At 34.4% G+C, this 23,161-nt stretch carries 22 protein-coding genes and 1 other annotated feature; of the genes, 12 read left to right on the top strand and 10 right to left on the bottom strand.

Translation table 11 applies throughout. From position 1 onward, the window contains the following. The first annotated feature begins 90 nt into the window (after positions 1-90). A complete protein-coding gene (locus Ana3638_RS13630) occupies positions 91-1,803 on the top strand; it encodes a WG repeat-containing protein (protein WP_161838513.1) in 1,713 nt (570 codons plus the stop codon). 201 nt (positions 1,804-2,004) lie between these two features. Here Ana3638_RS13630 and Ana3638_RS13625 read toward each other — a convergent pair whose 3' ends face one another. Beyond that, positions 2,005-3,225, bottom strand: a complete 1,221-nt coding sequence (locus tag Ana3638_RS13625; protein WP_161838512.1) for an OFA family MFS transporter — start codon at positions 3,223-3,225, stop codon at positions 2,005-2,007. 251 nt (positions 3,226-3,476) lie between these two features. Here Ana3638_RS13625 and Ana3638_RS13620 point away from each other — a divergent pair, with 251 nt between their 5' ends. The 5 genes from Ana3638_RS13620 (at position 3,477) to Ana3638_RS13600 (ending at position 7,102) form a co-directional block, all read left to right on the top strand. Further along, a complete protein-coding gene (locus tag Ana3638_RS13620) occupies positions 3,477-4,385 on the top strand; it encodes a potassium channel family protein (protein ID WP_161838511.1) in 909 nt (302 codons plus the stop codon). A gap of 339 nt (positions 4,386-4,724) precedes the next feature. Further along, entirely contained in the window at positions 4,725-5,171 is a 447-nt protein-coding gene (locus Ana3638_RS13615) for an HIT family protein (protein WP_161838510.1), read from the top strand. A 16-nt stretch (positions 5,172-5,187) separates the two neighbouring features. Then, positions 5,188-5,763, top strand: a complete 576-nt coding sequence (locus Ana3638_RS13610) for a P-loop NTPase family protein (protein WP_161838509.1) — start codon at positions 5,188-5,190, stop codon at positions 5,761-5,763. Positions 5,764-5,866: 103 nt separating this feature from the next. After that, positions 5,867-6,358, top strand: a complete 492-nt coding sequence (locus Ana3638_RS13605; protein WP_161838508.1) for an NUDIX hydrolase — start codon at positions 5,867-5,869, stop codon at positions 6,356-6,358. Between the two features lie 234 nt (positions 6,359-6,592). Beyond that, positions 6,593-7,102, top strand: coding sequence for a hypothetical protein (locus Ana3638_RS13600; protein WP_161838507.1), 510 nt, complete (start codon positions 6,593-6,595; stop codon positions 7,100-7,102). Between the two features lie 73 nt (positions 7,103-7,175). Here Ana3638_RS13600 and Ana3638_RS13595 read toward each other — a convergent pair whose 3' ends face one another. The 5 genes from Ana3638_RS13595 to Ana3638_RS13575 form a co-directional block, all read right to left on the bottom strand. Next, positions 7,176-7,907, bottom strand: a complete 732-nt coding sequence (locus Ana3638_RS13595) for an ABC transporter permease (protein ID WP_161838506.1) — start codon at positions 7,905-7,907, stop codon at positions 7,176-7,178. Next, positions 7,904-8,587 carry a fluoroquinolone export ABC transporter permease subunit gene (locus Ana3638_RS13590; RefSeq protein ID WP_161838505.1) on the bottom strand — a complete coding sequence of 228 codons (684 nt, stop codon included), beginning with the start codon at positions 8,585-8,587 and terminating at the stop codon, positions 7,904-7,906. The genes Ana3638_RS13595 and Ana3638_RS13590 overlap by 4 nt, the downstream gene beginning before the upstream one ends. Continuing rightward, complete coding sequence (locus Ana3638_RS13585; RefSeq protein ID WP_161838504.1) at positions 8,584-9,429, bottom strand: ABC transporter ATP-binding protein; 846 nt, start codon at positions 9,427-9,429, stop codon at positions 8,584-8,586. Before Ana3638_RS13585 ends, Ana3638_RS13590 begins: the two co-directional genes overlap by 4 nt. 46 nt (positions 9,430-9,475) lie before the next feature. Then, the gene (locus tag Ana3638_RS13580; RefSeq protein ID WP_161838503.1) at positions 9,476-10,066 is read right to left on the bottom strand and encodes a TetR/AcrR family transcriptional regulator; all 591 of its coding nucleotides are present in this window, start codon (positions 10,064-10,066) and stop codon (positions 9,476-9,478) included. Positions 10,067-10,351: 285 nt separating this feature from the next. Continuing rightward, on the bottom strand, positions 10,352-11,158 hold the full coding sequence (locus tag Ana3638_RS13575; RefSeq protein ID WP_202621496.1) for a DUF2935 domain-containing protein: 807 nt from the start codon (positions 11,156-11,158) through the stop codon (positions 10,352-10,354). Positions 11,159-11,399: 241 nt separating this feature from the next. Here Ana3638_RS13575 and Ana3638_RS13570 point away from each other — a divergent pair, with 241 nt between their 5' ends. After that, positions 11,400-12,317: an aldo/keto reductase gene (locus Ana3638_RS13570; protein WP_161838502.1), complete on the top strand. Its 918-nt coding sequence runs from the start codon at positions 11,400-11,402 to the stop codon at positions 12,315-12,317. Between the two features lie 198 nt (positions 12,318-12,515). Here the strand turns inward: Ana3638_RS13570 and Ana3638_RS13565 are convergent, their stop codons facing one another. Next, the gene (locus Ana3638_RS13565) at positions 12,516-14,150 is read right to left on the bottom strand and encodes a glycoside hydrolase family 18 protein (protein ID WP_161838501.1); all 1,635 of its coding nucleotides are present in this window, start codon (positions 14,148-14,150) and stop codon (positions 12,516-12,518) included. Positions 14,151-14,482: 332 nt separating this feature from the next. Here Ana3638_RS13565 and Ana3638_RS13560 point away from each other — a divergent pair, with 332 nt between their 5' ends. Continuing rightward, a complete protein-coding gene (locus Ana3638_RS13560; RefSeq protein WP_161838500.1) occupies positions 14,483-14,854 on the top strand; it encodes a DUF2512 family protein in 372 nt (123 codons plus the stop codon). Positions 14,855-15,074: 220 nt separating this feature from the next. On the opposite strand, the gene Ana3638_RS13555 is transcribed toward Ana3638_RS13560, so the two are convergent. Next, entirely contained in the window at positions 15,075-15,959 is an 885-nt protein-coding gene (locus Ana3638_RS13555) for a radical SAM/SPASM domain-containing protein (RefSeq protein ID WP_161838499.1), read from the bottom strand. Positions 15,960-16,232: 273 nt separating this feature from the next. Here Ana3638_RS13555 and Ana3638_RS13550 point away from each other — a divergent pair, with 273 nt between their 5' ends. Next, entirely contained in the window at positions 16,233-17,138 is a 906-nt protein-coding gene (locus Ana3638_RS13550) for a metallophosphoesterase (RefSeq protein WP_161838498.1), read from the top strand. Between the two features lie 153 nt (positions 17,139-17,291). On the opposite strand, the gene Ana3638_RS13545 is transcribed toward Ana3638_RS13550, so the two are convergent. Together Ana3638_RS13545 and Ana3638_RS13540 are read right to left on the bottom strand one after the other, a co-directional pair. Beyond that, positions 17,292-18,641, bottom strand: a complete 1,350-nt coding sequence (locus tag Ana3638_RS13545; RefSeq protein WP_161838497.1) for an MATE family efflux transporter — start codon at positions 18,639-18,641, stop codon at positions 17,292-17,294. Positions 18,642-18,671: 30 nt separating this feature from the next. Beyond that, complete coding sequence (locus Ana3638_RS13540; RefSeq protein ID WP_161838496.1) at positions 18,672-19,505, bottom strand: sugar phosphate isomerase/epimerase family protein; 834 nt, start codon at positions 19,503-19,505, stop codon at positions 18,672-18,674. A 303-nt stretch (positions 19,506-19,808) separates the two neighbouring features. Here Ana3638_RS13540 and Ana3638_RS13535 point away from each other — a divergent pair, with 303 nt between their 5' ends. The 3 genes from Ana3638_RS13535 to serS all read left to right on the top strand — a co-directional run bounded on the left by Ana3638_RS13535 (position 19,809) and on the right by serS (position 23,064). Beyond that, positions 19,809-20,234, top strand: a complete 426-nt coding sequence (locus Ana3638_RS13535; RefSeq protein WP_161838495.1) for a CBS domain-containing protein — start codon at positions 19,809-19,811, stop codon at positions 20,232-20,234. A gap of 241 nt (positions 20,235-20,475) precedes the next feature. Next, positions 20,476-21,279: an ATP-dependent sacrificial sulfur transferase LarE gene (larE, locus tag Ana3638_RS13530; protein WP_161838494.1), complete on the top strand. Its 804-nt coding sequence runs from the start codon at positions 20,476-20,478 to the stop codon at positions 21,277-21,279. A gap of 212 nt (positions 21,280-21,491) precedes the next feature. After that, positions 21,492-21,699: a binding site (T-box leader), on the top strand. An 87-nt stretch (positions 21,700-21,786) separates the two neighbouring features. Further along, positions 21,787-23,064 (top strand): serine--tRNA ligase, encoded by a 1,278-nt coding sequence (gene serS / locus Ana3638_RS13525; RefSeq protein ID WP_161838493.1) that lies wholly within the window; start codon positions 21,787-21,789, stop codon positions 23,062-23,064. Positions 23,065-23,161 lie beyond the last annotated feature (97 nt).

The following is a 23,161-nucleotide window of genomic DNA, read 5'->3' as shown; positions in this document are numbered from 1 at the left end:
ATATGTAGGTTGCATAAGCAGCACCTTTATCGGAAGATAAAGCAGCTTCCGGTAAGTTTAATGTAAACGTATCATCTAGGAGGATTACCCATGAAACATAAAAGATTTATTCAGGCAACCCTTACTCTGTTAACAGTATTGGCAGTATCAGAAGGTTGTTCCAAACAAAATACACCGGCCAATTCTATAAATAAAAATATTAAATCCGCAGAAGTAGTAACAGAAGCACCACAAGAAATGACTATAGAAACACAGGAAACTGAAGATGTTCCGGTTCCTTCCAGTTCAACAAACCTTTATCCCGCATATGAGTATGTAAATGGAGAAAAACAATACGGTTTTATTGATGAAAACGGGACATTTATTATCCGGCCGGGTTACTCTTATGTCACTGATTTTAAAGATGGATATGCAGTGATCACTGCATCCGAGGACTATAAAGTAATTGACAAAAGCGGCAGTATAATATATGAAAGTGATTATTTAATAAAGCCTTACAGCAATGGTGCCGCAGTTTTTTCAAAATTGTCAGGGGACACTTTTAAAGAGGGTTATATCGATACGAACGGAAATGTAATTATTGATCCAAACTATATGCAGGCTGATGATTTTAGAAAAGACAATACGGCACTTGTTGAAACCGATATAGGTAAATACGCCCTTATAAATAAAAGCGGAAATATATTGGAAACTTATCAGTTAGATACAAAATATAATTCTGTTGTTGATTTTAAAAACGGTTATATCATTTATTCCGGTGGTAAGGACGGCAAAGTCGGTGTAGTGACCTATAAAGGTGAAGAAATATTTAAACCAATTTATAACGAGATCAAATATTTGGGTAATGATTTATTTGCCATAAAAGATCCATCCCTGGAATCTTATGAAACATTAGCAACAGAACCTGCAGCAATTTTTGACAAAACCGGAAAACAGATAACCGATTATATCTTATATGATTTAAGTGAATTTCATAATGGGTATGCATCTGCAACAAATAGTCAATATACTTATTTTGTAGATAAAAACGGCAAAGAGGTTACCACTCTTCCAAAAGCGGAAGGCAGAGGAACTCTCACTTTATCCGGAGATATTATTAAGGCGGAAATCGATGATGACCTTATCTATATGAAAAAAGACGGAACCGTTATCTGGCAGAATGACCGGACACAGACTCTTTCTCCGGAAATTACCGTAAAGGAATTGAAGTTCAAACCGGATAAATATGTATATGTTTATTATCCTTATATTGAAGGATTAAAGGATGATACGGTTCAGGCTTCCGTGAATGGCAGATTATATAAACTTTTTACCGAACCCAGGGCAAACAGTAAAGAAGAAGACGCAACTTCAGTAGCGGATATATTTAAAGCAGAATTAATGAACGATTTACTGATTATAAATAAAACCGGCTATGATTATCCCTTTGGTGCTGCCCACGGTATGCCAAGCAGCGATTATTATTTTATTGATATAATAACAGGTGAATTTTATGATTTAAGTGATTTGTTTAAAAAGAACACCGATTACGTAAAGAAAATGAATGAAATTATTACTACTATGATCGAGGAACAAAGCAAATCGGAGAATTCCTTTATATTTCCGGATAGTTTCAAAGGAATTTCGGAAAATCAATATTATAGATTAACAAAAGATTCCCTCGTCATTTACTTTTATCCATATGAAATTGCACCGTATGCTGCCGGATTTCCGGAATTTAAAATATCTTTTGAACAGCTGAAAGATTTTATAGATTATGACGGAAACTTCTGGAAATCATTTCAGGATACGACAGCAAATTAAAAAGCTGTGAATCGTCCGTCCTAATTCCTGGATACCCTCATCTATTTGGGAAATTCGGCTTCGTGTTAATTAACTTTATAAATGTTGTTTAAAAAAAGAAACTTTGTACCGCTATATAAAGCCGTACAAAGTTATTTTTATGGAATAGGAAGTTCTTCCTCATTCTCCTGTTAAAAGCCCAACTTGTCAGATTATTCTATCTCAATCGATTTTTCTTGCTGCCATTATACCTATGATACATAATAAAATAATAAGATAAAAAATTTCATGATAGCTTTGAAAGAAGTCTTTTAATAATCCTGATGTAGCAACACCTGCTATTGCTCCAATTCCATATGCGGTAAAAACAATTCCATAATTCCTGCTGTAATTTCTTTCACCGAATAAAGACATGGTAGTTGCGGGAGCAATGGCTAACCAGCCGCCAAGATTTAGCCAAAACAAACTGAAAGCTATTATATAAATGATACTGTCTCCGCTGCCTGCCAATAGCATAAGGATTGCTGCCACCAGGATTAAAAAATAGGATACTAACATTGCTTTTTTATGAGATATCCGATCTGCAAACCAACCAAAAGCCGGCCTGCCGATTCCGTTAAAAATTGCAAACAGAGAAGTGAAAGATGCCGCTTTAACAGGAGAAATCCTTATTAGCTCAATTCCCACATTTCCGGTCATTCCGACAATCATCAGACCAATCATGGTTCCTATAATAAAAGTTAGATATAACTTTTTAAAATTAGTAGATTTAATCATTGCCTTAGTATCTGTCTGATTAGCGATTTCCTGTCCGGATATGTTTACTATAATTTCCTCAGACGGATATTTTATAAACAAAGCAAGTATGGTTATACAGATTCCAAAAATAACACCCAATATCTGAAAAGTTCTCATTACTCCGTAAATGTCCATTAAGAACTTTGCAAACGGCGCTGTGAATAAAGGTGACCCCCCAAATCCGATTAAAACCATACCAATCATAAGCCCTTTTTTCTCCGGAAACCATTTTGCTGCTACATTCATAGGAACGCCATAAGCAATACCAACCCCCGAACCTATCATTACACCGTAAAATAAGGTTAACCAATAAATATTTCCGGCAGAACCGGCAAGTATCCACCCTGCGGCTACCAATAGGCCACCGAATATTATAATAGTACCTGGTTTGAATTTTTCTATGTACTTTCCCGTAAAACACATAAATAAAGCATAAAAAAGCAGGGAAAACATATATGGTAATCCGCTCCGGGTAGATCCAATATGAAAAACATTCTCAATCGTAGGTCTAAAAATACTCCATGAATAGACAGTACCTAAACAAAGCATTATAATTATTCCGAAAACTACATATAAGATTCTGTGGTTTGATATTTTATTTTTATATTGATACAGTTCTTCACTTTTCTTTATAGCATTTTGCATCTTATATTATCCTCCTTTTGTTTACTGCAAGATGTTATATACTCATACACGAAATATTCTGTATTATCACAGAAAATTAATTTAAAAATTTTTATTTCAAGCTTTCTTGAAAATAAAATAATCTCATCATACCTTTTTAAAAGATTAATATAATTTTGGTTCACACCGTATATATAAATAAATCTTATCTTATTTGGTATCTTATTTGGTATCTTTTTCATATCCAAAATGATAAAATACCCAGGAGCCGTATGAAAACTTTATCCGGATCACTCAAACATCATGGCGGAATTATCTGCATCCTTACATATGCCATAACCTGGTTTTTATTTGGTTATCTCTATTGTTATATTGCTAATTATTCCAACGGACAATCTTTTGTATTTCAGGAGGATATCCTCTTACAAACCAAAAATATAGAATTTCAAAAAGAACTGAATATTAATATAAATCAAAACATAACAAAAGATTTATTTCTTAATTATGATAAGAATTTTATTCTGACGAAATTAACAAAAAATGACAGCCCGCTTATCACCTTTAATCTGTCTTCTGCCGGTATAAAACCGATTGGAGTAACCTGGGCTAATTATTATATAGCCAAATGGAAATCCGAGGGTTTTAATTTCTGCAGTGCTGAAATTCTTGCAAGGAATCAGGTTGTAATGGATAAAACAAAATACGTTAAAATCATGTTCAGCATCTATAATATACCTACTGATACTTTTGACATTATTTCTTCCAAGGAATTGGTTTATCTTCCGCAGGTTTATTCCATGTTAGTTAAAAAGCAGCATGGTTTTTTTATCTGGATCAATGAAAACGAATTAGATTTAACCAATGAGCATTGGACTTTTACCGGAAATAACAATAAATTTGCCACCCTGGACTATGGAAAACTATTCATTTCCAACTCCATTAATTATTTGGACAGTGCGGTTGATATTATCTATAATTATGAAACCCAAAGCAAATTTAAATATCCCCTAATTGATTTTTTATATTTTAGTGCGGTAACCATTACAACTTTAGGTTATGGAGATATTCTGCCCAATTCCTCCTTAGTCCGGGGGCTGGTAATGACGGAAACCATGATTGGAGCAATTATACTTGCGATTTCTATTTCCTTTTTGTATGACAGGATAAAAAACAGACGATAAGCTTTAAACTGCTATGAAACTAAAATACCAGCAATCTTGGTAGTTTTTTTATGTATTAAACTAATAATTAGTAAGTTTAAAATTAGTATTGATGATTGGTAAAAAATGTATTACAATTTCTTATAATTACTTTGTTTTATATCATTTTATAGTTTAATAGGTAATTGTGAAATACAATTATTGATTCTATATCCCAAACAATTGAGACAATTTCAGATCCGAATCTTACCCATAAGGCAACTGAAGCTATGAAATTCACATCAATTGCATAGGAAATTCGGAAAACTATATGGTTTCGCAATTACCTATCTTCTTATAAAGTTGAAAGGAAAGGTGGATATGAGCTGTTTTATCTGTGAAAGAATTGAAATGATAAAAAATGGTACAAATCCATATTTTGTAGCAGAACTAAATACTGGTTATGTAGTTCTAGGAGACCATCAGAGGTATAAAGGTTATACCTGTTTTTTATGTAAAAAACACGTTACGGAGCTTCATAATATGCCTTATGAATTTAGGCTAAAACATTTAGAAGAGATGAGTATAGTAGCTGAAGCAGTATTTTATGCATTTAAAGCGGATAAGATGAACCACGCTATGTTAGGAAATCTTGACAGCCATGTTCATTGGCATTTAATACCAAGAGTACACGGCGACGAACCCGCAAACGCTCCTATTTGGAGACTACCTGACGAGGAATTATTTAAAGATTCCTATCGTCCTGATACGGAAGAATTAAAAGAAATGGTAGTAAAATTAAGAGAAGAAATAGACCGGTTAACCTAAAAAGGATGGTGTTCAAATGTCAAGAGGAATTATAATATTCGGTTCACCCGGATCCGGGACAACTTCACTCGGCAGGAAAGTTGCCAAGCAACTCGGTTTTCAACATTTTGATCTGGATGACTATTTATGGCGATGGGATACTCCGATTCCTTTCACGGTCACGCGGCCACGCGAGGAACGGATTAAACTATTACTGGACGATATATCCAAGTTCTCACACTTCGTCATGTCCGGTTCCATGGATAGTTATAATGCGCCTTTCGTGCCATTATTTGACTTAGCTGTGTTAGTATCCGCACCTGTTAAGACGCGGGTAGAACGTGTTAAAGCACGAGAACTTGCTCGTTTTGGTGAGCGGATGCTCCCGGGCGGTGACATGTTCGAAACCCATAAGAACTTTCTAGACGGTGTTCGCCGTTATGACACAGATGGCTCCCCATGTCGGAGAGTACATGAACAATGGGCGTCGACACTACCTTGTCCTGTCTTGTATATGGATGGAACTGTTACTATTGAAGAAAACGCCGGACATATTGTAGAACAATATTCGTCTATGTCACTCTCTAACTTGACGATGGCACAGGATGAATAAGCTTCTCCTTAAACTTAATCCGTATTGTTAAAAAGAGAGGTTTTATATTTTTTCTCGGACAAATTATACATAAAGAGCGATATTGTTTATTGGAGGTAATAAAATGAGCCAGGATATATTATTTAAAACAGAGAATTTTATATTTTCATACCGTGTAGCAGGTATTCTAAAAAGAAACGGCAAGATATTACTACAGAAACCGAAAAATGATAATGGTTATTCAATACCTGGTGGACATGTTGCTTTCGGTGAATTATCTTCTGAAACGCTAATTCGTGAATTTAAAGAAGAAATGAATGCAGATATAAAAATTGAAAGGTTAGTAATGGTAGGTGAAAGCTTCTGGCCATGGGGAAACAGACCTTGTCAGCAAATAAGCTTTTATTATGAAATTTCATTATGTGATGAAAAACAAATACCATTAGAAGGTTCTTTCTCAGCATATGATGACTTTGGCAATGAAAGAATTGATTTGGAATTTTCATGGATTAATTTATTTGATATGAGAAATCTTGTAGTCTATCCAACAAATATTAAAGAGGACCTTATATCTTTGCCACAAGAACTTAAATACTTTGTTTATAAGCAGGAATAATTATATTCGATGGAACCATTACGCCATGGGCCATATTATTACTCCGGCTGAAATTATTAAAGCTCAAGGCTGGGCACAAATGGAAACGTTTATTCCAATTAAGCTAAAAGATATCTGATTCTAATATATGGAATACTTACTCATAAAGGTAATATATAACACATAAGAACAAATGTTTTTGCGTAATATCAATATACTAAGTATAAACCTTAAATCTAAGGGGGATGTGAGGAAATGAAATCTATATTAACGGAAGAGCGATTTAACTTTATATCAGACGAAAATAAGGCATTTATTATAGCTTTTAATGATGAGATTACAAAACTCGGTTATGGTTTTGGAGGTAATATTGGCAGTGGTTATTGTTGGGGTAACTATATGATTATTTATTCTAAAACCGGTGTTAAAAGTAAAAAAGTTGTTGCGCGGATATATATAAGGGAAAATAGTATTATACTTCGTCTTTTCTTAAATAAACTTGACAATCACCGTGATTATCTTGAAAATTCACAAAAGTTTATTAAAGATGTTTTTACAGGGGAATATGGTAAATGTAATCATTGTCATAATGATAAAGGAGGAATATGCAGATTCAGAAAAACATATACCATAGACAATAATTATATCGAAAAATGTAATGGTATTACTTTTGAATTCCCGGAGCCTGATATTAATAAATTACCTGAATATATAAATTTGTTAAAAGAATTTTATTCAATAAGAAAAACTGCGGTTACCAAATGATTAAATAAACATACCGGGAGAAACTCACAAAGCCTGTTTCTTCCGGTTTTATATTCTTTGGCTTATACCCTCATTATATAAGCTTTCTATCAAACTTCTTCCATAAAAATATAATCCAGACAGCTGATATACCAAATCCAATCATAAAGTAGAAAAAATTACTGGTGGCTGCATATTTACCAATCCAAAAGGATGGAAGGAATGATAATATATACTGTATTTTACCGGTGATAAAAAACGGAGCCGGAATACCTAAGGTTATGATACCGGTTAATTTGACAACAGCCATTCCTTCCACTTTGTTAGCAGAAAGGCTTACCACCATTAAAGATTCAATAAATCCGGAAAGGCATGACAAAATAGATATTCCTATCATTAAAACGCTTACTCCCATGGTCAATGAGAATACAGGAATACAGATTATTGTTACGAGCAAGGATATGGCAGTCGGTATCCCCAGGCGTGATATTAAATAACCATTTTTACCAAGCGGGGTTACGGCCATATAGTTTGATATCTTATCATCAATTTCTTCTAATAAAACCATCGCTGCTATGAAGCAGTACATAAGTGGTATCAGCACAGCTAAAAACAAGTCAAAGATAAGGTAATATGGTTCTAGTACCGCTTCTTGATGAAACTTAGCGGTTAATAATTTTTCTCCCAAAGGAATCCCATACCGGATAAAAATTCCCATTAAAAAAGGTGCTGCCAATGCCATTACTAACATGGCATCTTTTAATATCTGATATAAAAACTGTCTGAAAGAATATAGTAATATCTTACTTTTAGAAAAGAATATCATAACTTTACACCCCCAACCTCAGTGAACATTTTCTTTATGGAATAATAGGTAATAAGATACAATATTCCTATCCAGATAAATAACAAAATGATCAATGGTAATAAATAACTGTTATTTCCTAATAAGAAACGTATGATAATACATCCCGGATGTAACAGTAAGATAGATTTCTGATATCCCATTAAGTATATAATTGCCGGTAAGAAACTCACTAATTCAATGGGTACCGTAAGAAGCAGAAACTGGTTAAGACTTGAGATTTTTGAAGCAGCCAACAATCCTAATAATGAAAATAAAACAGATCCGAAAAATGTTCCTAATACAACTGTGTACAGATTATCACTCCCTGCCGAAACCGCTATTATTATACCTACCACAGTAGATATTAACCCTATGGATAAAACTTTTGATATGATATATTCAGATACCTTAACAGGAGTAACTGCAACCGATTCAATCACCCTTTGACTCTTTTCCAGCAAAATGATTGCACCCATGAAAAATAAACCCATAGCTGCCGGATCGGAAAATATCATAATACCGGCAGTATTTCTGCTCCATTCTTCTGGTATCAGATTGAGTAAACAAATATATAATATGGTTAATATAATATAAACAAAATAAAATCCATATTTATATTGAAATTGAATATCACCCAAAATTAGATTTCTCAGTCTCATAGTAATCCTCTCCCCGTCACTTCTATAAAAATATCATTTAAAGTAGGTTCACTGCTGTGTATGGAAAGTATTTTATTATTCTGAATTAATTCATATAGTCTCTTATCCTTTGATGTCTCATTTAGGAAACACTCTCCTGTTTTCTCTTTTTCTTCAAAATATGTATAACATATTTTTGAAGCTCCTTTTCTCATTATCAGATTATGAGGCGTATCCAGGGCTTTCACCTTACCGTCTGCTATAAAAGCTACTCTGTCACAGAGTTCAGCCGCATCTTCCATATTATGGGTAGTCAGTATGATTGTTTTACCTCTTCTTTTTTCCTCTAAAATAATATTTTTCATATTACGGCTGTTGGATGGATCCAGGCCATTTGTCGGCTCATCTAAAAACAGGATATCCGGATTATGAAGTAACGCTTTTATAAAGTTCAAACGTGACTTCATACCTTTTGAGTAATCAGAGATTTTTTTATCACCATCCTGTAACAAACCTGCCATCTGTAATAATTCCTCTGTATTTTTTAATTCTTTTGAATATAAAGAGCCAAAAAACCTTAGATTCTGCCTTGCTGTCAATTTTTCATATAAACTTGGGAATTCGAAATCAACACCAATAGTTTCATAAAATTGATTATTATGATTTTTACTTTCTATCCCGTTTACCATGGCTGAACCTTTATAATTTTTAATCAATCCGGTTAATATCTTTTGTAAGGTACTTTTGCCGGCACCGGACGGCCCAAGGAAACCAAATATTTCTCCTTTTGCTACATCAAAGTTTATATTTTCTAAAAATGGATGTTCGGAATAACTAAAGTATAAATTCTTTACTTGAATCATTACAATTCCTCCTTTATGTTGCTGCTTCCCTTAAGTTCTAACTTTCTTATTCCATTAACTGCAAGATAATCCCTCGTATCATAAGCTTTAATGACTTCTCAAAGATTTCCTCGCCTATCTCCCTTTTATACAGCAAGGTAAGGAAAGCCCCTCTAAGAGCACCGCTGAAAGCTTCAACATTTTTATCTTTTGCTTTTGGTATAAAAGAAAATAACTTCTCCGTATTAAAATCATCTTGTGTTAGATGTTTTTCCACTACTTCATCCGGCAGTTTTCTCATTATCAATTCCATATCTCCACTTGTCAAAATCTTTAACAGATAAGTATTATCCACCTGCCTTATCATGTCACATAAAAGGTCTGTTAATTTATCAACATCCATCTGATCGGATAATAAATTCAGGTTCTGTAAAAACTGTTTTTCCAGCTCATTATGCAGTTCATTGATTGCATCAAACAATAATAATTCTTTCGAATCATAAAAAAGATAAAAAGTTCCTTTGGGAATATTCACTTTCTTAACCAGTTCATCTACTGTTGTTTTTTTTACTCCATATAATGTCATACACTCAACAGCTGCTTTTTTTAATTGTATCTTAATATACTCTTTTTCTTTATCCGAATAAGTTTTGGGCATGTTCCTTCTCCTTTTTTAAACTATTTGACCATATATATCTTTTTAGTCATTATAAATCAAAACTATCCCCTTGTCAACAAAGAAACCGAAAGAAATACGCTTTACAAGTTTCTAAAGTTCACGCGGGCGTTGGAATTATTGCAAGCAAGCTTGCTAATTCTCACTTAACTTTCGGGAAATCTGACCATCAGCTAAGCAGGGAATTTATTTTTAGTTCGGAGGCATTAAAAAAGGCGTTCATATTGAACGCCTTACAACGGTATCAAAATATAGTAATTTCCCTCACTATTCCATCCTTGGTTTAGCCGGATTACAATCCGGTTTAGCTGTTTTTGCTGTCTGAGATAATTTTATTAAATAATAGCATTCTTCTCTTGCCATATGGTCAGCCATCAGTGGCATTAAAGTACCTAACAGCCGGCTGTCTGAGCGTAATACCATAATATCTTCCAATAGTTCCTTAAAGGGTACCATAATATTGACTGCCTGTTCATTTAATCGTTCTAATGATGGAAAATTATCTAATCCGGTACGAAGATATCCTTCTACCTGAACTGATTTCATAAATAAATCGGTAAATTCTTTCTCGTACCATTTACTTTCTTCTATCATGTCCTTTTCGACTTCATCCAGATTTGCAGCTACGCCGGCTGCATGCCCCACTGCATCGGATAACCATCTAAGATGGTAATGGATTGGATGAAAGATTGGATTTTCTCCTTCCGAAGCTGCGATAAGCACTAATAAATATTCCTCCAATTCATTAATCATATGATTAAAAAAGGAAGTAGATAAATGTACTTTTATTTTTGCAGTCAATGTGAGCGCCATAAGTTCTAATTTAAATTGGCGAAATTCGTATGTAAGTTCATAGGCCTTTTGGTTTAATTGATCCAGTTCAGATTGTGAAAGCTGCTCTCTTGCTTTATCCAGTAATTCATCATATTTATCCATAAATTGTTTTGCTTCTTTTATAGCTTCGACTTCATTGGGAGCAAGAGAATAATAAATAAACCTTGCATGATCTCCCAAAATCTGCAGCCAAAACCGGTGCTCGAAAACTACCTCATTTGTAAACATAATGTTTACCAAGGAATACCCCACATCTTAAATTTGTTACTATTATATGCTGTATTTCCATAAAGTGAATATTAGAAATAATAAAATTTATATTTCTTCAATTAAAAATATATAATATCCCTATCGAAATAAAAAATATAATACGAAAACCCTTGACCTAGAGCTATCTCTAGGATATATAATCAGGTTATGGATAAAAAAATATGAAAAACATATTTGTAATAAAACTATAATCCAGGAAAAGAGGTATATTATGAAAACAATAAGTATGTCAAACGGAGCTGTTCTTGCTTCTGAAATTTCTTTGGGATGTATGAGAATCGCTGATTTATCTGAAAAAGAAGCTGCTAATTTAATTCAAACTGCACTTGATGAGGGAATTAATTTTTTTGATCATGCCGATATCTATGCAGGTGGTAAATCGGAAGAAATATTTGCAAAAGCAGTAAATATGAATAAAATTGACCGCGAAAAGTTAATAATACAGACAAAATGCGGTATCAGGCCAGGTTTCTTTGACTTTTCGAAAGAACATATTTTGGAGGCAGTAGATGGCAGCTTAAAACGTTTGAATACCGATTATATTGATGTACTGCTGCTTCATAGACCGGATACTTTAGTAGAACCGGAAGAAGTTGCTGAAGCATTTGACCGATTGCTCAGCAGCGGAAAAGTTCGTAATTTTGGTGTAAGTAATCAAAATCCTATGCAGATTGAACTTTTAAGCCGTTACTTAAATCAAAAAATCATAGCGAATCAATTACAGCTAAGTATTACGAATACAGGGATGATTGATGCCGGACTTAATGTAAATATGGAAATCGACCGCTCCATCGTAAGAGACGGCAGCATACTTGATTACTGCCGTTTAAAAAATATTACGATTCAGGCCTGGTCTCCATTCCAATATGGGTTCTTTGAAGGCGTATTTTTAAATAATGATAAATTCCCTGAATTAAATCAGAAAATAGATGAAATTGCAGAAGCAAAAGGTGTTACTAATTCTGCTATCGCTGTGGCTTGGATATTAAGGCATCCAGCTAAAATACAAACCATCGTAGGAACAACCAACGCAACACGTCTGAAAGATATATGCAAAGCTTCCAATGTGGAATTAACAAGACAGGAATGGTATGAAATTTACAGAGCAGCCGGTAATAAACTGCCGTAAATATCCCTTAACTTTTATGGTATAGAGTAATTTTTATAAATACATTAACTAAGAGCCGGCCTTAAAACATCGTTTACTTTAATTGGTTTCATGGCGGGCTCTAATATGCTGCTTTTACTTCATAATTTAATCGATTAAATTTTATTAAAGGTTTCTCTTCTGCTTTTTCCGTTATTTCTTATTGGGTCTTATAATTCCTTACTGTAATCCGTTATATAAAGAATTCAATAAAATTCTGTTTGGGTCCTGACTTAACTCCCAGGCCATTGCTCCGCCTAAACTTTTTGATTTAATATACTGCGCTTTATAACTAATAGATTGTTCGTCCTCATAGCTGATAAATACCGAACCGTTAAATAACCAGGGTACCTTGGATTGGGTATGAAAATACCGGACATAAGCAGGGTTATTTAAGTAAGAACCGGCAATATTTCCATAACTGATGGAAGAACTTCCGCCGTAAGTTTGATATAATCCGTTATTTTGATTAGGAACCAAACTATAAACATAACCATAAAAGGGAACGCCCATAACTATCTTATCAGCAGGGAAACCGGCCTTTAACCATAAATTAACACTCTCGTCCACACTCCATTTATATTGCAGTGAAGTATCCGTATTAGAGTATAAAGGTGCATTAAAATCCGTATAAGTATCCCAGGTACCATGAATATCATAGGTCATTATATTTCCATAATCCACATATTGCTTTAGCAGATTTAATTCTGTGTTATTAATATAGGAATATGAGCCTGCCCCTGCAAAGGTGAGAATATAATGCTTTCCATCTGCTACTCCCCTTGCATCTAATTTTTCCCGAATCTTTTGCATTAAAAGGGTAAAATTCTGTTTATCCGTGGTACGCCATACGTTGGTGGCTAATCCTCCACTCACCGGGTATTCCCAGTCAATATCAACTCCGTCAAAGCCATATTTCGTTATAAAATCCACACAGCTGTCTGCAAATATGGTTCTGGACGTATCCGTCAGGGCAACATCGGAGAATCTGCCTGACCAAGACCAGCCTCCAACAGAGATAATTGTTTTAAGTGCGGGATTTGATTTCTTTAATTCATTTAACTTACTGAAATTAATTAAATCAACATCCGGATATCCTAAAGTTATCTTCAAATCACTACCGATATTGGCAAATGCATAATTGATGTGAGTCAGTTTATTCCCATCCACCATATCCGGATAAAAACCGGAATAAGCTGCCCATGCTGCATAATAACCTACTAATCTCTTTTGCGGTATTCCAGGTGTTGGGGTCACTGTGGGCGTTGGAGCCAAGGTTACAGTGGGGGTCGGTGTTGGTGAAACAGTTATAGTCGGGGTGGGTGTGACTGTTGGAGAGGGGGACACGGAAACGGTCGGCGTTATCGTCGGTGTCGGAGTATTCGTTGGTATCGGGGTTGCAGTTGAGGTTGGGGTGGGGGTCGGTGTCGTTGCTGCAGATAAGGTCTTTATAGTTAGAATATTACTGGAACTTGAAAGATTACCTGCCGTATCTTTGGCTTTCACTGAAAATTGATAACTTGTCAAAGGTGTTAAACCATTTGCAGTAAAGGTTGTTGCAGAAGTATTACCGATAAGTACATTATTTTTATAAATGTTATAAGTTATTACACCGATTTTGTCATAGGATGCATTCCATGTTAAAGAAGCCGATAGATCAGAAATAGTAACGGCTCTTAAATTAGTTGGTACAGTAGGCGGCGTTCTATCTGCTTTAGCAGCTAAAACATTGGAATGATAAGAATTCGTTGCAATGAAAATAATAACTAATATTACTATGTATATTTGCTTTTCCTCTAAGATCTTTTTCATCATACAGAGCCCATCCTTATTGTTATTTTAATTTAAGATTTGAAAAAGCAGGAAAAAAATAAATAACTATTTTATACACCGGTAATATATTTCGCTATTATACAATAATGTTAACAACTTTGGAGAACTCTGTCAATGAATTTAGGTGATTACACACATAGTATATTTTGGTAATTTATCCGTATATCTGGCACGGATATTAATATTAATTATAGATTTTAATTAAATAAATTATTTTACATTTTATTAAATTAAAAACCGGATACATAAACTTCTCTCCACTAGGAACACTAATATAGAAGAATTAATTTTAAATTTTCAAAGGAGATGAAAAGATGAAACATATTTATGCGTTGTTAATAAAGTTCGTTATGATTACAATCATATGCGGGATTGTTCTGGGAACTCTTACACCTTTAACATTTGGGGATATATTATATATCTCTGCTGCAGTTACTATTTTAGCTTATATTATTGGAGATCTATTAATATTATCAGCTACGAATAACATTGTAGCAACCATTTCCGATTTTGTTCTTGCACTGGTTGTTATATATTTATTTAACTTTTTATGGACTACCAATATGATATCCTTTGGTGATGCATTTATCACATCATTAATTATCGGCGTAGGTGAATGGTTTTTCCATAAATTTGTATCCAATAAAGTTTTCCCCAATACCCCCAAAGAAGGAAATGATGCTTAATTCTTAAGCAAAAGGTTGCCTTATATAACCGGAAGAAACACGCTTTGCGAGTTTCTTCGGTTCGCGTGCGCGTTCGAATTATTGCAAGCAAGCTTGCTAATTCTCACTTTGCTTTCGCGGAAATATAAAAGGCTGTTTTAAAATTTCCTCAAATTTTTAACAGCCCTTTATAAAATAAATAATCTTTATGATTCGGATTATTCAAATTCGCTGTAACTAATTAAACCACATTTACACCAAATTTCTTTCGGTATCCGCATTTTCTGCATAATTCTTCTACCGCTACCCGCTCAGAAAATCCCTTATAAATATCTTCTGCTCTTTGAAACTTTAATATTTCAGAAAAATGCGTGTCATGTATATTACCAAGGTTGATAATACCCTCACCATCAAGACAGCATGGTACAACCGTTCCGTCAACCAGTATCGCTGCCTGATTTCTTAAACCGTAACAGAAGCCTATACCGTCATCTTCTGCCTCTTTTAAATCAGGCCACCTAAATTCATGTTCATGATTTAAATATATGTTATCCGCAAGTTTAATTCCTCTGACTGCAGTAACCATATCCTTTATTGGTTCAGATAAATTATATTCCTTTTCTATCATCTCTAAAATAATACGATTTTTATTCTCTTTTATATTAATATCATTATCTTTTGTTAAATTCCATAACCTCAGTGATAATATAATATTTTGCTTTTCTTGAATTTCCTTGATAAAGGTAAGAATATTATTAATATAAACTTCTTTACCGTTAATAGTATTTCCATCAAAACTGTGCAGGGAAAAGTTAATCTGCCTTAAGGCCGGTTTTAACAGTAATTTGTGTTTTGCCTGGTTAATAAGTGTACCATTGGTGGTAATATTTACTTTAAACCCTTTTTCATAACTAATATCTAAAAACAAATCCAGTTCCGGATGCAGAAGCGGTTCCCCTTTCACATGAAAATAAAGATATTCCGTATATGGTTTTATCTGATCTAATATATTAGTAAATGTCTCTTTATTCATAAACCCGGCCTGTCGTTTCGTCTCAGGGCAGAAACTGCAGGCCAGATTACATACATTCGTGATTTCTATATAAAACTTTTTGAATTTTCTCAAACTGCTCTCCTTTATTGTATTTTAAATAGTTGCGTCATTAATTTTGAATCCGTTTAGAGATATATTGAGGAACAAACTGTTATTCTAGAGTATCAAATATATCTCAAATTATCAACATTCAATTGATTTATTATTCAGTTGCCCTATATCTCCGCTTTTTCACTGTTACATAATAATATTATTATTAGCAAATAATATAAATGGGGTAAATTACCGGAATAACCGTTTTTTTTTATATAAAACAGAAAATTAATTTTTTACGGGGTGAATCATATGTTTACGGATCGAAGATTAACAGGTGCTTTTAAAAAAGCTAAAATAGAATACTTTGACGAAAATTCTAAATATATATTTTTCAGTGACTGCCATAGAGGTGATGACAGCATGTCCGATGAGTTTGCCAGAAATCAGATTGTTTTTCTTAGAGCACTGGAATATTATAACAACAATAAATATACTTATGTAGAAGTCGGAGATGGGGATGAACTGTGGGAATATCCGGATTTTAAAGTAATACGTTTAGCTCACAGTGATGTATTTTTAGGACTTAAAAAATTTTATGACGATAAGCGGATGCGTATCATTTATGGAAATCATAATATTTACCTTAAAAATAAATCTTATGTGAAACATAATTACTTTAATTATTATGATGAATATAATCAAAACAAACAGGAACTTTTTAGGGACATTCTTATCCATGAAGCGATGGTCTTAAAAAATAAAAAAACCAAGCAGGAAATTTTTGTGGTACATGGGCATCAGGGCGATCTGATGAATGATCAGCTTTGGCCGATTTCCATGTTTATGTTAAGGTATTTCTGGCGATACCTCCATGTTGTGGGCTTTCAAAACCCTGCCAGCCCTGCTAAAAATTTATATAAAAGACATAAAATAGAAAGAACTTACAAGAAATGGATACGGAAACATAAAAGAATGTTAATCTGCGGACATACCCACAGGCCAAGATTTCCGAAAAACGGTGAACTGCCCTACTATAATACCGGCTGCAGTATCCATACCAAAGGGATAACCGGAATTGAAATTATAGACGGTAAGATTTTAATGGTTGATTGGCGTATACGCGCAGATGAGAAAGGCGGTCTTGAAATTGTCAGAACTGTAATGCGGGGACCGGAACCAATTGAGAAATATAATTTACGAAATTATCCTTACTAATCAATTTAGATATTATTTCCGAAAGCGGTGCTTTTTCCGCCGTGCATCTGATTATAGGAACACGGGTTCTGTTCCCATGATGTCACTTATCGGAAATTGCTTGATAAGAACCTGAGGAGATTGCAGTATTTCCTCAGGTTCGTTTATTACTGCTTATGCAAATTCTTTCGTCAGCTTTTTAATCCAATCGAAACGGTTAACTTTAACTACAGCAACTGCGCATTTTAATATCTGGTCACATTTTAAGCATAAGAATACTACCCAGGTAGGTGCTCCTATTACAAAAGCCATAATAAGAGAAAGAGGTATTACAATGAACCATACAAAAATAATATCATTGATTAATACAAAATGGGTTGCTCCTCCTGCTCTTACGATACCGGTTAACGTAGACATCTGATATGCCGTTCCAATAACCGTTACCGATAATACAGTCATGAGTGCTTTTGCTATATTTAGAGTCTCCTCCGATACATTATATAAAAGCAAGACATAATCTTTAATTAGAAATAAGAATAATCCGGTGCATATACCGCCTATCAGAAATACAGCCTGGAGTTTCTTTGTATATGCTTTTATTTTCTGTAAATCACCTTCCCCAGCTGCATTTCCAATTATTACGGCTGAAGCACTGGCAATCCCATAGACACCGACACTGACCACGGAAAAAACGATATTTGCTATACTTACGGCAGCTATGGAATCTGCTCCAAGCCTGCCGACAATCGCTCCTTGAACTGCTAAATTAATTCCCCATAACACATCACCCATTATAACAGGTAAGCCGTAACGGAAAAAATCTTTTACTAATTCCATATTAGTATGTAAAACATCTTTAAAATACATCTTCAATTTATTATCCATGAATCTCATATAAATAATATAACAGCTGAACTCTACTAATCTGGAAATCAAGGTGGCAATAGCAGCACCTCTTATTCCAAGTGCAGGTGCGCCCAGATTTCCAAAAATAAATACCCAATTAAGAGTTACATTCAAAAAGAACGATACGATGGAAAGATACAAACCGATTTTAACTGTACCAATACATCTTAAGGTAGCGTTTAAAACATTACTGATACAGAAAAACAGGTATGTAAAGCAGATAATTTTCGCATATTTGCCGGCTTCTGCTACTACCATCGTGTTATCTGAAAATAAACTGAGGAATTGGTCTGTAAAAAAGAATACCAGTATAAAAAATATAACCGCACAGGCTGATGCAATCTTTAAACCGATCCCCATAATATTTTTTGTACTTTCTTTATCATTCTTACCCCAATACTGTGCCGCTAACACAATAAGTGCTGCCCCGATTCCCGCAACAAGCATCTGTAATATAATCTGTATCTGGTTACAAAGATAAACCCCTGATATAGCTACTTCCCCTAATGAACCTACCATTACATTATCCGTAAGTCCTACGGAATACGTTACAATATTCTGTAAAGCGATAGGAATTGCCAGGATAAACAACCTCTTATAAAAAGCTCTATCCACCATAGTATTTTAGACCTTCCATTCTTTTGATTTCTATATATCTTGCAGCAAAAGTAAATTCTTTATATAATCCAAACTAATTTTTAAATCAAAATAGCTGTCCCGATCATAAGCAAGGTCGTGATCCGCCAAAAGCCAGGAAGGGTTGCAGGCTTTAATCCGGTTCATCAGTGACGGTATATTTAAAACACCGTAACCTACCGGTCTGAATTCAAAATGGCTGTGCAAAGCGTCCCCTTTCTGATTATTTAATTCAAAAACATTACCTATTCCTGGTATATCTTTTGCATAAAAATCTTTTAAATGAATCACCGGACAACGATTCTGATATTTATCAAGAAAATATTCAGGACTGCCTCCACCAATAGCAATCCACCCTAAATCCGGTTCAAAAGAAAGAACCTCTTCGGGAATACTATCCAAAATCTCTTCCAGATAATATTTATCATTTATTTTACCGGATAATTCACGGTCATGATTATGAAATAGCAGTGTAATTCCATTCTCACTGCAAAGCATTCCTATCTCTTTTGTATCCTTAATATATTTTGAAACTAAAGTACTGTCTGCCAGTTGTTCTTTTGGTAAACCGCCAACGGTAATAAATTGGCAGCCGATTTCTTTATGAATTTTAATGGTGGTATTAATGTCTTTTATAAATTCATAATAATCCACATGATTGCCCACGGCTTTTAGATTCAACTGTTCTAAATTATCATGGATATCGCCAGGTGTTTTTCCGAAAAAGCCCAAAAATTCAATCCCATCAAAGCCTATTTCTTTTAATTTTTCCAATACGGAAAAAAGATCCTTTTCACATTCCTCCCTCAAAATATATAAGGGAGCTGCGATTTTTACATTTTTCATAAAATACCACCTTTTTTCAGAATAATTTTCAATTAACCTAAGCATAAACACAAATTCTTTCCCAGTCAATAAGCTATAATAAACTATATAACATACTACATTATTATGCTTAACTTATCCATTACCTTTCACACCCTGATTAAACAACGACATCTTATGTTGTTAGGCATAAATCAACTGCTGGCAGTTGATTTATACAATAGGAGTTCACTTTACATTTTCCAATTGTTACAATAATAATTCAAACATAAAATATGATAAAAAACTTTTTTCATGGGCAACCTAAGTTTGGAGGTGAATCGTATGAAAGTAAAAGATATTATGTCAAAAGATATTGCAAGTGTTAAATCAGATGATTCTATCGCAAGTGCTGCCAGATTAATGAAACAATATAATGTTGGTTCCATCCCGGTATGCAGCCAGGATAAAATAGTAGGTATTATTACAGACAGAGATATTGCTGTAAGATCAGTTGCCGCCGGTCAGGATGCCACGAAACAAAAAGTCCGTGATATTATGACTACAGACCCTACTGTGGGAAGTCCTGAGATGAATGTAAATGATGCTGCTCAAATTATGAGCGACAGGCAGATTCGCCGTCTGCCCATCGTTGAGAATAACAGTCTGGTAGGAATTGTAGCATTAGGTGATATCTCATTAGAGCCATCCTACTCTGATAACGCAGAAGAAGCTTTAAAAGATATTTCAAAGCCAAATAAATCTTTCTAATTTTTTCTTTTCTATATTTATATTTTCTTGCTTTCAGAATGTGGGTTAATTTCGCTTAATTTTGCTAATAACCCACCATTCTATGCAAGTAAATTCATTTAAATTAATTTTACTAATTTGCGTAAACTCTATATTGACAGAATAATAATAATGCTTTATTATTCATATAGAATTACTATGATTGTATTATGATACCATGAGAAGTCATTTCGTATGATTAATGACAGAAAGGCGGAAATAAATGGATTTATACGAAAAATATGATTTATTAAAAGAGAATTTACGTAAATTAGAAGGGGTTGCTGTTGCTTTTTCAGGAGGAGTAGACTCAACTTTTCTCCTCAAAACAGCTTTTGATGTTCTTGGAAAAAATGTTCTTGCAGTAACAGCCCGTTCATCTACATATCCTGAAAGGGAATTCAGAGAAGCTAAAGAATTTACTGAAAAATATGGAATATCCCATGAAATCATTATATCGGAAGAACTTGAAGTAGAAGGTTTTTCTGATAATCCGGTTAATCGTTGTTATCTGTGCAAAAATGAACTTTTTGATAAAATCGGTGATATTGCTTATAAGCATGGTATTCTTCACGTTGCAGAGGGATCTAATCATGATGATTTAAGTGACTACCGTCCGGGTCTTCAAGCTATCTCAGAGCATAATGTCATTAGTCCTCTTAGAATGGCGGAATTAACCAAGGAAGAAATTCGCATCTTATCCAAAGAATTAGGCCTGCCAACCTGGAATAAGCAGTCATTCGCATGTTTATCCTCCAGGTTTCCTTACGGTCAGAAAATAACAAAAGAGAAACTAGAAATGGTAGACAAAGCTGAACAGCTTCTGCTGGATGAAGGTTTTAGACAGGTCCGTGTTAGGCATCATGGAGATATTGCCAGAATCGAAGTTTCACAAAATGAACTACAGAGATTCTTTGACCTGAATTTTATTAATCATATTAATGAAAGCTTTAAAAAAATCGGTTTTGCATACACTGCCCTGGATTTAAAAGGTTATAGAACCGGCAGTATGAATGAAACTCTGTAATATATTATATCGTTATACTTTATTAAGAGTCAAAGCGGATATTCTTATATCCGCTAACTCTACTTACTGGCAAGGTTAAATGCTCTGGGCGGTTTTCATTGGATTAAAATTAAGTCTTACCAAGCTATATCGTTTTACACCTTATTATTTAATAAAAAATAATAACTTGTTAAATCATAAATAATGGTATATAATAAGGAAAAGTTATATTGTAAACAGTGATGATAAAAGCTTCGGTTTATAAATTTTCTTCAGAGAGCCGGTGGTCGGTGTGAACCGGTGAAAGATTAAGCCTTTCCACTTTTGGAGCTGTCGGTGATAAACCGAAAGGTTAGTACCCTCTATCCTACTACTATCGAGAGGTTAGTTCTTTTGGAATTAACAATTTGGGTGGCAACGCGGAATTCTTTCGTCCCATATTTTATATGCGGTGGAAGGATTTTTTTTTGACTTTAATTCCTTACCTCGCTAAACGAAAAACTTATTTACATTTTTAAGGAGGAAATTATGTTAGATTTAAAATTTGTCAGAGAAAACCCTGAAATCGTAAAACAGAATATCAGAAATAAATTTCAGGACAGCAAACTTGGCCTCGTTGATGAAGTAATTGCTTTGGATGTAGAAAGCAGAAATGCAAAGCAAGAGGCAGATTCCTTACGTTCCGAAAGAAACAAAGTATCCAAACAGATCGGCGGCCTGATGGCACAGGGAAAAAAAGAAGAAGCGGAAGCACTTAAAAAGCAAATTACTTTGGATACAGAGCATTTAGCAGAGTTAGAAGCAAAAGAAAGTGATCTGGAAGAAAAAATCAAAAAAATAATGATGACCATTCCTAACATCATTGATCCAAGTGTACCAATCGGCAAAGATGACAGTGAAAATGTTGAGGTTCAACGTTACGGAGAAACTGCGGTTCCTGATTTTGAAATTCCTTATCATACCGACATTATGGAAAAATTAGAAGGAATTGATCTGGACAGTGCAAGAAAAGTAGCAGGAAACGGTTTTTATTATTTGATGGGAGATATTGCACGATTACATTCGGCAGTCATCTCTTATGCTAGGGATTTTATGATCGAACGCGGTTTTAAATACTGCATACCGCCTTTTATGATTCGAAGTGACGTTGTCACGGGTGTTATGAGTTTTGCGGAAATGGATGCCATGATGTATAAAATCGAGGGAGAAGATCTATACCTAATCGGAACCAGTGAACATTCCATGATAGGTAAGTTTATAGATACCATTTTACCGGAGACTTCCCTTCCTCAGACTTTGACCAGCTACTCTCCTTGCTTCCGTAAAGAAAAAGGTGCCCATGGTTTGGAAGAGCGAGGTGTATACCGCATTCACCAATTTGAAAAACAAGAGATGATTGTTGTATGTAAACCGGAAGAAAGTAAAATGTGGTTTGATAAGTTATGGCAGAACACCGTTGATTTATTCCGCACCCTGGATATTCCTGTAAGGACTCTGGAATGCTGTTCCGGTGATCTGGCAGACCTTAAGGTTAAATCTATAGACGTAGAAGCCTGGTCTCCCAGACAGAAAAAATATTTCGAAGTGGGAAGCTGTTCCAACTTAGGTGATGCACAGGCAAGGCGTCTTAAAATCCGCGTAGTTGGTGAAGACGGTAAATATTTTGCGCACACCTTAAATAATACTGTAGTTGCTCCTCCAAGAATGCTTATTGCTTTCTTGGAAAACAATTTGAATGCGGACGGCTCCGTAAATATTCCTGCTGCCTTACAGCCATATATGGGTGGAAAGACAATAATTAAATAAAATAATAACAGCACCCCGATCTGATTGACAGGAAACTTACCATGGATAATACAGATTCCTTTATGGTTGGGGTGCTTAATAGATATGAGGAATATAT

It is taken from the genome of Anaerocolumna sedimenticola, from assembly GCF_009931695.1.
Taxonomy (GTDB): domain Bacteria; phylum Bacillota; class Clostridia; order Lachnospirales; family Lachnospiraceae; genus Anaerocolumna; species Anaerocolumna sedimenticola.
Note: the sequence above shows the minus strand (reverse complement) of the source record. Positions and strands in the feature narration are given on the sequence as shown.

What these genes read in the sequence shown, in the direction of transcription:
- Ana3638_RS13595 (WP_161838506.1), bottom strand. Translation starts at nt 7,907, where the DNA reads ATGATATTCTTTTCTAAAAGTAAGATATTACTATATTCTTTCAGACAG.
- Ana3638_RS13550 (WP_161838498.1), top strand. Translation starts at nt 16,233, where the DNA reads ATGTTTACGGATCGAAGATTAACAGGTGCTTTTAAAAAAGCTAAAATA.
- Ana3638_RS13560 (WP_161838500.1), top strand. Translation starts at nt 14,483, where the DNA reads ATGAAACATATTTATGCGTTGTTAATAAAGTTCGTTATGATTACAATC.
- Ana3638_RS13580 (WP_161838503.1), bottom strand. Translation starts at nt 10,066, where the DNA reads ATGCCCAAAACTTATTCGGATAAAGAAAAAGAGTATATTAAGATACAA.
- larE (WP_161838494.1), top strand. Translation starts at nt 20,476, where the DNA reads ATGGATTTATACGAAAAATATGATTTATTAAAAGAGAATTTACGTAAA.
- serS (WP_161838493.1), top strand. Translation starts at nt 21,787, where the DNA reads ATGTTAGATTTAAAATTTGTCAGAGAAAACCCTGAAATCGTAAAACAG.
- Ana3638_RS13610 (WP_161838509.1), top strand. Translation starts at nt 5,188, where the DNA reads ATGTCAAGAGGAATTATAATATTCGGTTCACCCGGATCCGGGACAACT.
- Ana3638_RS13535 (WP_161838495.1), top strand. Translation starts at nt 19,809, where the DNA reads ATGAAAGTAAAAGATATTATGTCAAAAGATATTGCAAGTGTTAAATCA.
- Ana3638_RS13615 (WP_161838510.1), top strand. Translation starts at nt 4,725, where the DNA reads ATGAGCTGTTTTATCTGTGAAAGAATTGAAATGATAAAAAATGGTACA.
- Ana3638_RS13545 (WP_161838497.1), bottom strand. Translation starts at nt 18,641, where the DNA reads ATGGTGGATAGAGCTTTTTATAAGAGGTTGTTTATCCTGGCAATTCCT.
- Ana3638_RS13570 (WP_161838502.1), top strand. Translation starts at nt 11,400, where the DNA reads ATGAAAACAATAAGTATGTCAAACGGAGCTGTTCTTGCTTCTGAAATT.
- Ana3638_RS13585 (WP_161838504.1), bottom strand. Translation starts at nt 9,429, where the DNA reads ATGATTCAAGTAAAGAATTTATACTTTAGTTATTCCGAACATCCATTT.
- Ana3638_RS13605 (WP_161838508.1), top strand. Translation starts at nt 5,867, where the DNA reads ATGAGCCAGGATATATTATTTAAAACAGAGAATTTTATATTTTCATAC.
- Ana3638_RS13625 (WP_161838512.1), bottom strand. Translation starts at nt 3,225, where the DNA reads ATGCAAAATGCTATAAAGAAAAGTGAAGAACTGTATCAATATAAAAAT.
- Ana3638_RS13620 (WP_161838511.1), top strand. Translation starts at nt 3,477, where the DNA reads ATGAAAACTTTATCCGGATCACTCAAACATCATGGCGGAATTATCTGC.
- Ana3638_RS13565 (WP_161838501.1), bottom strand. Translation starts at nt 14,150, where the DNA reads ATGATGAAAAAGATCTTAGAGGAAAAGCAAATATACATAGTAATATTA.
- Ana3638_RS13590 (WP_161838505.1), bottom strand. Translation starts at nt 8,587, where the DNA reads ATGAGACTGAGAAATCTAATTTTGGGTGATATTCAATTTCAATATAAA.
- Ana3638_RS13630 (WP_161838513.1), top strand. Translation starts at nt 91, where the DNA reads ATGAAACATAAAAGATTTATTCAGGCAACCCTTACTCTGTTAACAGTA.
- Ana3638_RS13540 (WP_161838496.1), bottom strand. Translation starts at nt 19,505, where the DNA reads ATGAAAAATGTAAAAATCGCAGCTCCCTTATATATTTTGAGGGAGGAA.
- Ana3638_RS13600 (WP_161838507.1), top strand. Translation starts at nt 6,593, where the DNA reads ATGAAATCTATATTAACGGAAGAGCGATTTAACTTTATATCAGACGAA.